12 protein-coding genes and 1 pseudogene are annotated in these 13,240 nt (G+C 62.9%); 4 read left to right on the plus strand and 9 right to left on the minus strand.

The window, feature by feature from the left end:
- Nucleotides 1-2,586, plus strand: coding sequence for a DEAD/DEAH box helicase (locus tag CXZ10_RS07500; RefSeq protein WP_101288535.1), 2,586 nt, complete (start codon nt 1-3; stop codon nt 2,584-2,586).
- 68 nt (nt 2,587-2,654) lie between these two features.
- On the opposite strand, the gene CXZ10_RS07505 is transcribed toward CXZ10_RS07500, so the two are convergent.
- The 5 genes from CXZ10_RS07505 to CXZ10_RS07525 all read right to left on the minus strand — a co-directional run bounded on the left by CXZ10_RS07505 (nt 2,655) and on the right by CXZ10_RS07525 (nt 7,851).
- Entirely contained in the window at nt 2,655-3,389 is a 735-nt protein-coding gene (locus CXZ10_RS07505) for an aspartate/glutamate racemase family protein (RefSeq protein WP_101288536.1), read from the minus strand.
- 4 nt (nt 3,390-3,393) lie between these two features.
- Nucleotides 3,394-4,296: an ABC transporter permease gene (locus tag CXZ10_RS07510; RefSeq protein ID WP_101288537.1), complete on the minus strand. Its 903-nt coding sequence runs from the start codon at nt 4,294-4,296 to the stop codon at nt 3,394-3,396.
- 2 nt (nt 4,297-4,298) lie between these two features.
- Complete coding sequence (locus CXZ10_RS07515; protein ID WP_101288538.1) at nt 4,299-5,186, minus strand: ABC transporter permease; 888 nt, start codon at nt 5,184-5,186, stop codon at nt 4,299-4,301.
- A 220-nt stretch (nt 5,187-5,406) separates the two neighbouring features.
- Nucleotides 5,407-6,702 (minus strand): ABC transporter substrate-binding protein, encoded by a 1,296-nt coding sequence (locus tag CXZ10_RS07520; protein WP_101288539.1) that lies wholly within the window; start codon nt 6,700-6,702, stop codon nt 5,407-5,409.
- Between the two features lie 165 nt (nt 6,703-6,867).
- Nucleotides 6,868-7,851: an ABC transporter ATP-binding protein gene (locus tag CXZ10_RS07525; protein WP_101288540.1), complete on the minus strand. Its 984-nt coding sequence runs from the start codon at nt 7,849-7,851 to the stop codon at nt 6,868-6,870.
- Nucleotides 7,852-8,148: 297 nt separating this feature from the next.
- On the opposite strand from CXZ10_RS07525, the gene CXZ10_RS07530 reads away from it, so the two are divergent.
- Nucleotides 8,149-8,844 (plus strand): GntR family transcriptional regulator, encoded by a 696-nt coding sequence (locus CXZ10_RS07530; protein WP_101288541.1) that lies wholly within the window; start codon nt 8,149-8,151, stop codon nt 8,842-8,844.
- Between the two features lie 32 nt (nt 8,845-8,876).
- Here the strand turns inward: CXZ10_RS07530 and CXZ10_RS07535 are convergent, their stop codons facing one another.
- From CXZ10_RS07535 to CXZ10_RS07545, 3 genes are all read right to left on the minus strand, one after another.
- Nucleotides 8,877-9,260, minus strand: coding sequence for a DUF6481 family protein (locus tag CXZ10_RS07535; protein WP_101288542.1), 384 nt, complete (start codon nt 9,258-9,260; stop codon nt 8,877-8,879).
- 134 nt (nt 9,261-9,394) lie between these two features.
- Entirely contained in the window at nt 9,395-9,619 is a 225-nt protein-coding gene (locus tag CXZ10_RS07540) for a hypothetical protein (RefSeq protein WP_101288543.1), read from the minus strand.
- A 106-nt stretch (nt 9,620-9,725) separates the two neighbouring features.
- Nucleotides 9,726-9,935, minus strand: coding sequence for a cold-shock protein (locus CXZ10_RS07545; protein ID WP_101288544.1), 210 nt, complete (start codon nt 9,933-9,935; stop codon nt 9,726-9,728).
- Between the two features lie 387 nt (nt 9,936-10,322).
- Between CXZ10_RS07545 and ettA the strand changes: the two genes are divergently transcribed.
- Together ettA and CXZ10_RS07555 are read left to right on the plus strand one after the other, a co-directional pair.
- On the plus strand, nt 10,323-11,978 hold the full coding sequence (gene ettA / locus CXZ10_RS07550; RefSeq protein ID WP_101288545.1) for an energy-dependent translational throttle protein EttA: 1,656 nt from the start codon (nt 10,323-10,325) through the stop codon (nt 11,976-11,978).
- Between the two features lie 55 nt (nt 11,979-12,033).
- Nucleotides 12,034-12,219, plus strand: a pseudogene (locus tag CXZ10_RS07555) (DUF1902 domain-containing protein); the annotation flags it as partial.
- A gap of 21 nt (nt 12,220-12,240) precedes the next feature.
- Here CXZ10_RS07555 and CXZ10_RS07560 read toward each other — a convergent pair.
- On the minus strand, nt 12,241-13,140 hold the full coding sequence (locus CXZ10_RS07560; protein WP_101288547.1) for a LysR family transcriptional regulator: 900 nt from the start codon (nt 13,138-13,140) through the stop codon (nt 12,241-12,243).
- Nucleotides 13,141-13,240: the final 100 nt, after the last annotated feature.

Genomic DNA, 13,240 nt, shown 5'->3' on the forward strand with positions numbered 1-13,240 from the left:
ATGAAGTTTACCCTCAAGGACTATCAGGAAGAAGCCGTTGGCAAGGTTCTGGTGAATCTCAAGAAGGCGTCGAAGCGCTGGCGCGAGGACGGTGACAAGCACGCCTTTTCGCTGACGGCGACAACGGGCGCGGGTAAAACCGTTATGGCGGCGGCCGTGTTCGAAGCGCTGTTCCACGGCGATGACAACTATGACATCGAGCCTGATCCGGGTGCGGTCGTGATCTGGTTCAGCGACGATCCTTCGCTGAATGAACAGTCTCGATACCGCCTGCTTCAGGCGTCGGACCGACTGTCGATCTCGGACCTGGTGGTTGTTCAGAGCACCTTTCAACGCGAAGCGCTCGAGCCTGGAAAGGTTTATTTCCTGAACACGCAGAAGCTGAGCAAGTCGAGCCTGCTCGTGCGCGGGCGAGAACCGGATGAGGAGGCCGACACGAATGCGCCGCCGCTGCCGATGCCGGACAGTCGGTCCTGGACGATATGGGACACGATCCAGAACACGATCGATGACCCGGCCCTGACGCTCTATCTCGTTCTCGACGAGGCGCATCGCGGGATGCGCGCAGCAACCGGCGCAGGTGAAAAGACAACTATTGTCAAGCGTCTGATCAACGGATCGGGTTCCGTGCCAGGCATCCCTGTCGTCTGGGGCATCTCGGCCACGGTTGAGCGGTTTAACGTGGCGATGGCCGACATGCAGGGGCGCGCGACCCTGCCTAACGTCATTGTGGATTCGGGCAAGGTGCAGGCGTCCGGTCTCTTGAAGGACACGATCAATCTCGACGTACCAAAGGAAGTGGGGCAGTTCGACACAGTGCTGGTGCGCCGTGGCACCGACAAGCTGAAGGAAATCTCGGCAGCCTGGGCTGCGTATGGAGCGCAGCAGACCGATGCCGGTGTGGTGCTGCCACTGATGGTGTTGCAGGTGCCCAATGCGCCGGATCACAATGAGATCGGTAAGGCGCTAGACACGATCTTCACCCAGTGGCCGGACTTGCCAGAGGATGCGGTGGCGCATGTGTTCGGCGAACACTCGGCCCAGACCTTTGGACATCACAGCGTGCCCTATATCTCGCCAGAAAGGGTGCAAGATACATCTTGGGTAAGGGTTTTGATTGCCAAGGATGCCATCAGTACAGGATGGGACTGCCCGCGGGCCGAAGTTATGGTTTCGTTCCGTCCGGCCCTAGACAAGACGCACATTACGCAGCTTCTTGGTCGTATGGTGCGGACCCCATTAGCACGGCGTATTCCCGGCAATGATCGGCTGAACTCGGTGGACTGCTTGCTGCCGTTCTTTGACGAGAACTCTGTCAAGGATGTCGCCAAGGCATTGAAGTCTGGAGGCGACGGTGGCGACGCTCTTCCCGGTCGCCGAGTTCTAATCAACCCCGTTGAGTTGAGGCCGAACCCCGCCATCCCAGAGGTGATCTGGGACAAGCTGCTTTCGCTGCCGTCACAGACGCTGCCCAAGCGACATGTGCGCCCGGTCAAGCGACTGACATCGCTAGCACACGAGCTGGCGGCGGATGATTTGCTTGTCGATGCAGGGAAGCTGGCTCACGCCGAGATGCACAAGGTTCTGGACGGCATATGTGCCCGCTACAAGGCCGAGATCAAGGTTGCCCGTAGTTCCGTGCTTACAGTTGAGGGCACGAGTCTGAAAGCCGATCTGAAGGGCGAGGCCATGTCCTTCGACGACTTCCTCGAAGAAGCGGACTACGTTGTAATAGAAGATGCCTATCGGCGCGCCGGTCGAGCGATTAGCCCGGATCTCGCGACGTCATATAGCAAGCACTTGGCGCGCAATGTCGGGGACCAGCATGACATGGAGGAAGCCCTGAAGGAGGCTCACGTGAGCATTGCGGCCTTGGGCTTGGTTCCACAGGCTCGAGAAACGCTTGATGCCGAGGCCGAAAAGCTCTCCAATCATTGGCTCACGCGATTTCGGGTCGAGATAAAGGGGCTCACGGACGAACGCCAGGATGTCTATCGGCAGATCAAGGAAATGAGCGCCAATCCAATGGAGGTGAACATCGCTCGTCCGACGTCGTGGATGCAAACTTCAACGATCCGAGAGGCAAACGGCGTTGAAAAGCCTCTTCAAACATTTGCTAAGCACCTGCTTTGTAACGAAGAAGGACTCTTCCCAGACTGTTTCAACTCTTGGGAAGATGAAGTGATAAGGGCGGAGCTCGACCGGCCGGGCACGGTCGCGTGGTATCGCAACCCATCGCGAGCCAGCCAGGACTCGCTTGGAATCATCTATAGCGATGGCGCGGAATCGAAGATCTTGCGGCCTGACTTCGTCTTCTTCTCCCAGCAGAGTGACGGAACTGTGGTTGCCGATATTGTTGATCCTCATGGTATTCAGTTAAACGACGCGGTTCCGAAACTCCGAGGGTTAGCGCAATACGCTGCTAAATATGGGAGCCATTATCGAAGGATCGAGGCCGTGGCCAAGATTGGTGACAAGTTCCGCGTACTGGACCTAATGGAAGAGAAGACAAGGAAGGCCATCGGATCCGCAAGCTCGGTTAAGGAGCTATACGAGAGTGCTGTCGGGTCGGATTATGTAGTTTGACCTAGAGTGGAGCGTCACCTAGCTCTTTGTTTTCACGCAAAACCGCAAAACACTTTTGCCCGATTTGCCTACCCCAACGCAAACCCTGCGAGCAGGCCAGCATAAGGCTTGGGCGGGGAGGGGCGCCAGGCGCCGAGGCGGGAGGTGCGGTGGCCGAGGCGGATCAGGGTTTCCATGAGGCCGACGGCGGCGGCGACGCCGTCGATGACCGGCAGGCCGTGCTGGGCTGACAGTTCGGCGGCAAGGTCGGCCATGCCGGCGCAGCCGAGCACGATGGCGTCAGTGCCGTCCTCGGCGATGGCCGCCTCGATCTCCCGGGAGATCCTGTCGCAGGCGGCCGGATTGCGCTCCTCGAGGGCCAGTACCGGCACGTCGGCGGCACGCACGCGGGCGCAGCGGCTTCCGAGGCCGTAGCGGGAGAGGTTGTGCTCGATCGGCCGGATGGACAGCGACAGCGTCGTCACCACCGAGAAGCGGTCGGCCACCAGCGTCGCCACGTGAAAAGCCGCCTCGCCGATGCCGACGACCGGCGCCTTGGCGACGGCGCGGGCGGCGTCGAGGCCGGTGTCGTCGAAGCAGGCGATGACGTGGCCGTCGGCGCCATCGGCATCGGCGACGCGGATGGCCTGGAGCAGACCGGGCAGGGCCAGCGCCTCGTCGTAGTAGCCCTCGATGGAGGCCGGGCCCATGGCCGATTGACCCTGGATGATCCTGGTGCCGGCGGCGGCCACCGCGCGGGCGGCGGCGGCGATCTTCTCGGTCATCGCCTCGGTGGTGTTGGGGTTGACCACGTGGATGCGCATCGGCTCACACCATGCCCTGTCCGGCGTCCGAGCCTTGGGCTGCCTGCCGGCGCTGAAGGATGCGGATCATCAGCACGGCCAGGAAGATGACCGTGAAGGAAACGACGGAGATCACCGTGCCGAGCGCGTAGATGTCGGGCTGGGTGACGGTGGTGGTGAGGCCCTGGAGATCGAGGGGCAGCGTGTTGACCGGGCCGATCGCCTGGCTGGAGCGGGCGAGCTCGTCCCAGCTCAGCGTGAAGCCGAACAGGCCGATGCCCACCACCGACGGGGCGATGATCGGCAGCACCACGTGGCGGAAGGTCTGCCAGGGCGTGGCGCCGAGGTCGCGGGCCGCCTCCTCGAGGCGCGGGTCGAAGCGGTTGAAGATGGCGAACATGATGAGGAGGCCGAAGGGCAGCGTCCAGGTGAGGTGGGCGCCGAGGCCGGAGGTGTAGAGCCCCATGGCCGTTTCCCAGTTGTCGGCGATGTCCTGCATGCCCCAACTGCCGAAGTGGTTGATGATGTAGTCGTCGAGCAGGCGGAACTCCAAGGCGATGCCGAGCGAGGTGATCAGCGACGGCACGATCAGGCTGGCGATCGCCACGTAAAAGAGCAGCGCCTGGCCGGCGAAGCGGCGGCGGAAGGCCATGCCGGCGGAGACCGAGATCACCACCGTCAGCACCATAACCGTCACGCCGAGGCCGAGCGAACGGCTGAAGGCGGTGCCGATGTCGATGATGCCGTTGCCCTGCCAGAGCTTGGCGAACCAGGTGAGCGACACGCCGTTCATCGGGAAGGTGAGGCCGCCCTGCGGCCCCTGGAAGGACAGGATGTAGATGGCGATCATCGGTCCGTAGAGGAACAGCACATAGAGGCCGAAGAAGATGGCCAGGAACCAGAAGGCCTTGGAGCGCCCTTCGATCATGGTCAGAGCTCCTTGCGGATGTCGACGAGCTTGGTCAGCGCGGCGATGATCAGGAAGGTGACGCCGAGGAGGATCACCGCGTTGGCGGCGGCGGCCGGAAATTGCAGCGCGTCGAGCCGAGTCTGGATGATCTTGCCGGCCGAGGCGATCTGCTGGCCGCCCATCACGCCGACGGTGACGAAATCGCCCATGACGATGGTGATGACGAAGATCGAGCCGATGACGATGCCCGGCTTGCAGAGCGGCACGATGACGTTCCACAGCGTCTGCCAGCCGGTGGCGCCGGCGTCATAGGCCGCCTCGATCAGCGAGCGGTCGATGCGGATCATCGAGTTGAAGATCGGCACCACCATGAAGAAGGTGAAGAGGTGGACGAGCGCCAGGATCACCGAGAACTGCGAATAGAGCAGCCAGTCGAGCGGCTCGTCGATGGCGCCTATGGCGAGAAGGAAGGAGTTGACCAGCCCGTTGCGGCCGAGCAGCGGGATCCAGGCGATCATGCGGATGACGTTGGAGGTCCAGAAGGGGATGGTGCAGATCAGGCTCAGGATGATCTGCCACTCCTTGGACTTCACCTCGAAGGCCAGGAAATAGGCGACGGTGAAGCCGATCACCAGCGTCGCCGCCCAGACGATGGCGCAGAATTTCAGGGTTTGCAGATAGGTCCGGGCGATGGTGCAGAGGCCGGGCAGTTCGGCAAGGCAGCCCTCGAAGCTGTCGGTGTAGCCGCGCCCCGAGAGCACCGGCAGCATCTGGTAGTCGTTGTAGTCCCAGAAGCTGACGATGACGACGAACACCAGCGGCAGCACGAAGAAGGCGAGGAAGACCAGCGCCAGCGGGCCGGCTTGCAACCAAGCTATGAAGGTGGAGCGGCCTGAGGTTTCCTGCATGGGCGGCGGCTTTCGTCGGATGGACGGGGCTTGGGCGGCCCCTCCCCAAACGGGAAGGAGCCTAGCGAGGCTCGACCTGAGAGCCTGATCTGAAACTCGCTGGGGCGCGGCAGATGGCGACGAGCGCGAGAACCGGAGCGCAGCGGGCTCAAGGCCCGTGAGCACCGGAAGCGCAGCGTTCTACGCTAGATGCCCGGCCCAGTAGAGTTTCTGGTCAGGCTCAAGCGGCGATGAACTCGTTCCACTTCCTCACCATGTAGTCGTTCTCATCCATGACGGAGTTCCAGCAGGCGACGTTGCCCATGCGGTCGTCGTAGGAGCCGCCGTCACGCACGGCGCCGGCCTTCTCCAGAAGCGAACCGTCGGGGGCGAGGATGTCCTTCTCGGCCGGCTTGCCTTCCATCCAGTAGGCCCACTCGTAGGGCTCCATGTTGGCCTTGGCGGTGGAGAGGACGGCCGAATAGTAGCCCTGGCGGTTGAGGTAGCCGCCGGCGAAGCCCGACAGGAACCAGTTGATGAACTCGTAGGCCCATTCCTGCTTGGCTCCCTTGACGCCCTTGGACATGCAGAAGCCCGAGGCCCAGGAGCGGTAGCCTTCCTTGAGCGGCTGGAAGGTGCAGGGGATGCCCATGGAGCGCACCTTGGTGACGGCCGGCGACCACATGGACTGGATGACCGTCTCGCCCGAGCTCATCAGGTTGACGCTCTCGTTGAAGTCCTTCCAGAAGGCGCGGAACTGGCCGGACTTCTTGGCTTCCGTCAGGATCTTCATGGTCAGGTCGATCTCGTCGCGGGTCATGTTGCCCTTGTCGGGATACTTGTACTGGCCGGTCGCCTCGACCACCATGGCGGCGTCCATGATGCCGATCGAGGGGATGTTGAGGATCGACGCCTTGCCCTTGAACTCGGGGTTGAGCAGTTCGGCCCAGCTCGTGATCGGCCGCTTGATCAGGTCGGGGCGGATGCCCAGCGTGTCGGCGTTGTAGACGGTGGGGATGAGGGTGACCCACTCGGTGGGCGCCTTGGCGAAGACGTCGGAATCCGGGCCTTCGAGATAGAGCACCTTCCACGGCGCCGTGCCCTGGTCGCCGATCTTCTTGCCGCTCGGCAGCTCGCCCTTGGTGAACACCGGGGTGATGTTGTCGAACTCCTTGATCTTCTTGGCGTCGAGCGGAAGGATGTTGTTGGAAGGCACCAGCTTCTTCAGGCTGAAATACTCGGTGTCGAGCACGTCGAAGCTGTTGGGTTGGGTCATCACGCGCTTGGTCACGTCGTCGGTGGTGGCGGTGATGTACTGGATCTTGATGCCGGTGTCCTCGAAGCACTTCTTGGAGATGGCGTCACCCTCGTTGACGGCGGTGCCGAGGTAGCGCAGCACCTTCTCCTCCGACGCCTTGACATAGGGAAAGCCGGTGATGGCTCCCGCGCCGGCGGCGAGGCCGGCAACGCCGGCGGCTCCCTTGAGCAGCGACCGGCGGCTGAGGCCGGCGGAAAGCGTGGTCGTGGTCTCGGTCATGGTTTCATTCTCCCCTCTGGGCCGCCTCTCATGAGGTCGGCGATGGCGGCTATTCCAGCGGCCAATCCCTGAGCCGCCGAGACGCCTGATCCCTGGTCCGCAAGCCGCTGGTGCATCCGCGAAAGCAGGGAATTTCCGCCGGACGGCAGATGCCGCCCGGTCGTGTCATTCAAGGACGTGCGCCTCGGCGCCGTCCCAGGTGGCGGTGACGCCGTCGCCGACGGCGACCGGCCGAGCGTCGAAAGCCGCTTCGCCGAGGTGGGCGATCAGCTCCTCGCCGGCTTCGGACTTGACGACGACCTGCACGAAGGTGCCCTGGTACTCGACGTCGGTGACGGTGCCGGCGATGCCTGGCCCGCTCTCAGCGGGACGCAAGGCCAGCTTGTCGGCGCGCACGGCGATGGCGCCGCTGCTCGTATCGATGACGTTGTGGCCGCCGATGAAGCGGGCGACGAAGGCGGTGCGCGGCCGGTTGAACACCTCGCGCGGGCTGCCCATCTGCTCGATCCGGCCGCCGTTCATCAGCACAACAAGGTCGGCCAGCGCCATGGCCTCCTCCTGGCCGTGGGTCACATGGATGAAGGTGATGCCGAGCTCGCGTTGCAGGCGCTTCAGCTCGGCGCGCATCTTGATGCGCAGGAAGGGGTCGAGCGCCGACAGCGGCTCGTCGAGCAGCAGGATCTGCGGTTCGGTGATGAGGGCGCGGGCGAGCGCCACGCGCTGCTGCTGGCCGCCGGAGAGCTGGGTCGGCAGGCGGCCGGCATAGGGCGTCATGGCGACGAGGTCGAGCAGCTCGGAGGCACGGCGGCGGCGCGTCGCCTTGTCGACGCCGCGCATCTTCAGCGCAAAGGCGACGTTGTCGATGACGGTGAGGTGGGGAAACAGGGCGTAGGACTGGAACATCATGGCCGTGCCGCGCCGGGCCGGCGGCAGGTCGGTGACGTTCTGGTTGCCGAGGATGATGTCGCCCTCACTCGCCGCCTCGTGGCCGGCGATCATGCGCAGCGTCGATGACTTGCCGCAGCCCGACGGCCCCAGCAGGCAGCAGTAGGTGCCGGCGGCGATGCGCAGGTCGATGGCGTCCACGGCGGTGGTCGCGCCGTAGCGCTTGGAAAGCGCCACCAGTTCGAGCGCGGCTGGATTCGGCATCTGACCCCCTGGTCTGCTCGGCGAGCGGTGTTTACGATTTCGCAAGAGCTGTGCCAGAGGGATTTGCGAGAGAGGTGGAGGGAAAATCCTTTCCGATCAGATGCTTGTCTTACTCGCCGGCTCATACGTAGTTTGACTAGAATTTGATCACATTCGTAAACTTCGCCCGATTTTCCGGCATATTGAATACATAAACGAAGTGATCGTATACAAAAATTCCCTTTGAGGGATGCAATATCAGTCGCTACGATGGGTGCATTCCTGCCGCGCCGCGGCGGTGTCCAAACGACAGGGATCATGGCGACAGACACGTCCTCGACCGGCGCGCCCGACCGCGTCTCGCGCATCCGCAACGGCCTGCTGCTGGCGATCCTGGAGCATCGCCTGCTGCCGGGCACCAAGCTCGGCGAGGACGAGATCGGCCAGATCTACGACGCCTCGCGCACGCTGGTACGGGCGGCATTGCAGCAGCTCGCCCATGAGGGCATCGTCGAGATCGAGAAGAACCGGGGCGCCTTCGTTGCCAGCCCGTCGCCGCGCGAGGCGCGCGAAACCTTCGAGGCGCGCTGCCTGATCGAGGGCGCGATCGTCGAGCGGGCGGTCAAGGCGCGGTCGGAGACCTGGCGGGTTCGGCTCGACGATCAGCTCGCAGCGGAGGCCGATGCCGAGGCGCGCGGCGACCACAGGGCGGCCATCCGCCTATCGGGTGAATATCACCTCCTGGTGGCCGAAATGGCCGACCACGAGCTCTACTACAGCCTGCTGCGCGAACTGGTGGCCCGCACGTCGCTGACCATCCTGCTCTATCGCCGCCACCGCGTTCACTTCTGTGGCGTCGATCATCACCGCCTGATCACCGACGCCATCGTCAGCGGCGATGCCGTGCGCGCCAAGGCGCTGATGATCGATCACCTCAAGGAAATCGAGGCCGAACTCGACCTCACGGAAACAGAGGAAAGCAGCGCCTCGCTGGCGGACATATTGCAAGGATAGGGGGTGGCCCGAAAAGTTTCGGGCGGAGCCCGTTATCCGGCCTTGCGTGCCTTGCGGGCGGCGTAGCGACGATCGCGCTCGGCCTTGCGGGCGGCTTCGTCTTCAAAGACGCGGGCGATGCGGGCCTTGTTGGCGGCTTCGCGCTCTTCGGCTTCGGCACGCGCGGCAGCGGCAATGGCGGCCTCCCGCTCGGCCGCCTCGGCGGCGATGCGAGTCTGTTCCTCGAGCTTCAGCCGCTCGCGCTCGGCGCGGCGCGCGTCCCGGGCCTCGGCGATCGCCATGCGCTCGGCCTGCCTGGCTTCGCGGTTCGGCGCGGCAGCGGCGATGGCGGCGCGATAGGCCTCAAGCTGGGCCGCCTTGGCGTCCTTGGCGTTGCCGCGGCGGTCGTTCAGGTCTTTGTTCTTGATAGCTTTCAAATCTCTCGTCCTGTTTTCAGTTGGAGCTTTTCCGCTGAACTCAGGTTCACCTGAAAAGCTCCGTCTTCTTATTCAGATGCAACTCCGGACGCAAAACCGGTTCCCACTTTTGCTGGAGTTGCCTTAGGTTGCGGTCAGGATCTGCCGGGCCGCTTCTGCGCCGGCTTTATGGCCAAGGCGAGGCTGTCCGCAGCTTCCTTGGCGAGGCGGGCCTCGCGCAGCCGAGCGGTCTTTTCGGTGCGGGCGGCGGTGATCGCGTCGATTTCCTCGAAGGCCTGCCCGCGGGCGAAGAACTGCGACTGGGTCTTGCCGAAGGCGATTTCGGCTTGCTGGCGCGACTTGCTGTGTTGCTCGGACAATGGAAATCTCCGTGCCAATAAAAAAGGCCAGGCAATGCTGCCTGACCTCGTTGGTGCCCACTCTCGCAATGCCAGTACATCCGTGGTCAAGGGAGAGCAGATCCCGTCAGGCAGCCTGCAGATTGCCGGCCGACTGCTTGCCCGAACGCTTGTCGGTTTCCAGCTCGTAGCTGACCTTCTGGCCTTCGACCAGTTCGCGCATGCCGGAGCGCTCGACGGCCGAGATGTGGACGAAGGCGTCCGGGCCGCCGTTATCCGGCTGAATGAAACCGAAGCCCTTGGTGGAGTTGAACCATTTTACGGTGCCAGTGGTCATGATGAACCCTTTCCTAGCATGAATGAAGATCGCGGCGCAGAAACGCCGCGTGTGGTGATAACGATGCTTTAAAGGGAGGGTTCGTTCAAAACGCGATGCCAACCGCGTCGTAAGCAAAGCTCGGCAAGAAAAGATCGATGGGCGTCAGATAGGGATTTTCTCTGAGGTAGTCAACCTTTGTTTTGAGAAATCAGAGAATTCTCTCTTGGATTTGTTCATCGCAGCCGCCAAATCTTGATTAATTCGGGGCTCATCGTTGTCTTGCGCCGCGAGTTCACGGTGCGTCGCCTCGGCCGTGGCCGTCCGCATTTTTGCTTTCCCTTCGGCGGGCGGATGCTCTAGAACACCGGCCAAACGCAAACCCGCCCACCGGAAGGTCGATACGCCATGGCGCGCGAGTTCATCTATTACATGCACGGCACCACCAAGTCTTACGGTGGCGGCAAGAAGGTTCTCGACAACATCCACTTGCAGTTCTACCCGGACGCCAAGATCGGCGTTCTCGGCCCCAACGGCTCGGGCAAGTCGACGCTGCTGAAGATCATGGCCGGGCTCGACAAGGAGTTCACCGGCGAAGCCTGGCTCGCCAAGGGCGCCACCGTCGGCTATCTGCCGCAGGAGCCGCAGCTCGACCCCAATCTCGACGTGTTCGGCAACGTCATGCTCGGCGTCGCCAAGGACAAGGCGCTGATCGACGAATACAACGCGCTGATGATGGACTACTCGGACGAGAATGCCGAGAAGGCCACCAAGATCCAGGACATCATCGACGCCAAGAACCTCTGGGACCTCGACAGCAAGGTCGAGATGGCGATGGACGCGCTGCGCTGCCCGCCGGGCGACGCCGACGTTTCCACGCTCTCGGGCGGTGAAAAGCGCCGCGTGGCGCTCGCCAAGCTGCTCCTCGAGAACCACGACCTCTTGCTCCTCGACGAGCCGACCAACCACCTGGACGCCGAGTCGGTTGCCTGGCTCGAAAAGCATTTGCGCGAGTTCCCCGGCGCCGTGCTGATCGTCACCCACGACCGCTACTTCCTCGACAACGTCACCGGTTGGATCCTGGAGCTGGACCGCGGCCGCGGCATTCCCTACGAGGGCAACTATTCGGCCTATCTCACGGCCAAGTCGAAGCGCCTGGAGCAGGAGGGCCGCGAGGCGGCCGCCCAGCAGCGGGCGCTGGAGCGCGAGCGCGAGTGGATCGGCGCCAGCCCCAAGGCCCGTCAGGCCAAGTCGAAGGCGCGCATCAAGTCCTATGACGAGCTGCTCAAGCGCAACGAGGAGCGTCAGACGGTCACCAACGCCCAGATCGTCATTCCGCCCGGCCCGCGCCTCGGCGACAACGTCATCAAGGTCGAGGGCCTCAACAAGGGCTATGGCGATCGCCTGCTCATCGAGGACCTCAGCTTCTCGCTGCCGCCGGGCGGCATCGTCGGCATCATCGGCCCCAACGGCGCCGGCAAGACGACGCTGTTCCGCATGATCACCGGCCAGGAGACGCCCGACAGCGGCTCGATCATCGTTGGCGAGACGGTGAAGCTCGGCTATGTCGACCAGAGCCGCGACGCGCTCGACCCCAACAAGACCGTCTGGGAGGAAATCTCCGGCGGCGCCGACGTGATCTATCTCGGCAAGAAAGAAGTGAACTCGCGCGCCTACTGCTCGTCGTTCAACTTCAAGGGCGGCGACCAGCAGCAGAAGGTGGGCTCGCTCTCCGGCGGCCAGCGCAACCGCGTGCACATGGCCAAGATGATCAAGTCGGGCTCCAACGTGCTGCTGCTCGACGAACCGACCAACGACTTGGACACCGAAACCCTGGCCGCCCTTGAGGACGCCCTGGAGGATTTCGCCGGTTGCGCGGTCATCATCTCCCACGATCGCATGTTCCTCGACCGCCTCGCGACCCACATCCTGGCCTTCGAGGGCGACAGCCACGTGGAATGGTTCGAGGGCAACTTCGAGTCCTACGAGGAAGACAAGAAGCGCCGCCTCGGCGCCGACGCCGTCAACCCACACCGTGTAAAGTACAAGCCGCTGACGCGGTGATGCGACCACGGGCCGCCGGCGATGTCGGCGGCCCGTTTCTCAGGTTGCAACGAGTGCCGACATCCCTGGTCTCGTGACCGAAGCGCCCAATCTCGATATCCTGAGAGAACGCATACTGGCCGTCGTTCCAGAGCTTCTGGAAGACAACGCGCATCTTTTGAGCGGCGATCAGCTTTCGAGCGGCGTCCTGAACATGTGCGCTCTTTCCGAGCTCAAGCTGGACGGAAGGCACGCCGCGTAAGAGAGCGTGGTCGCGCTCCAGCTAGCGATCCTTTTGCCGTTCTTTGACAAGATTGATGAAGGCCTGCAATCCCGGCGGGACATGGCGGTGTCCAGGGTAGTAAAGCCGCAAGCCGGGTATGAAAGGGCTCCAGTCCTCCAGCAGGATGACCAGTCTGCCTTCTTTCAAAAGGTCCAGCGCCGCTGACTCCGGCACATAGGCGATTCCAAGGCCCTTTACAGCTGCGTCGACCATGAACTGTATGCTGTTAAGCGTGAGTGCGCCGGGAGCATCGATGACGATTCGCTGGCCCTTCCGCTCGAACTCCCAGCGATACGGTTTGCCGCTCGGAAGCCTGTGTCGGATGCAGCTGTGCTCCTTGAGATCGTCGGGAGAGGACGGCGGCTCTCGATTTTCGAGATAAGCGGGCGCGGCGACCGCAACGAACCGAACATCAGGCCCGAGAGAAATGGCGATCATATCCTGGGGCACCGCTTCGGCGAGCCGTACGCCCGCATCAAACCCCTCCTCGACGATGTCGACGAGCCGTCCCTCCGCGACGAGATCGACCGCCATTCGTGGGTAACGGCTGAGGAACCGGGGAACAATTGTCTCCAACAACAAGCCAATGGCCGCTTCGTTGCCGTTAATTCGAAGCGTGCCAGCCGGTTGTCCGTCATGTTCGCCAACGGCATCCAGCGCTTCATCCAGCTCGTGCAGCACAGGCACCAAGCGCCTAAGCAAACGCTCGCCAGCTTCGGTGGGCGAAACGCTTCGGGTCGTGCGGTGAAGAACCCGAACGCCAAGATCGGTTTCGAGGGAGCGCATCGCGTGGCTGAGCGACGAGCGCGACACACCGAGCATTTCGGCGGCGCGCCGGAAGCTCCGATACTGGGCGATGGCACAAAATGCCGCGAGGTCGGACAGCGTAGGTCTCGCCATTGGTGAAGAACTCTCACGACATCATGCAGATTGGTCTGACTAGTGCAACGGTTCTAACCTGACTAGCTTCCATCAGGCAATCGATCTGGAGGTCCACGAA

Source organism: Pleomorphomonas diazotrophica (assembly GCF_002844595.1).
In the GTDB taxonomy this organism is placed as follows: domain Bacteria; phylum Pseudomonadota; class Alphaproteobacteria; order Rhizobiales; family Pleomorphomonadaceae; genus Pleomorphomonas; species Pleomorphomonas diazotrophica.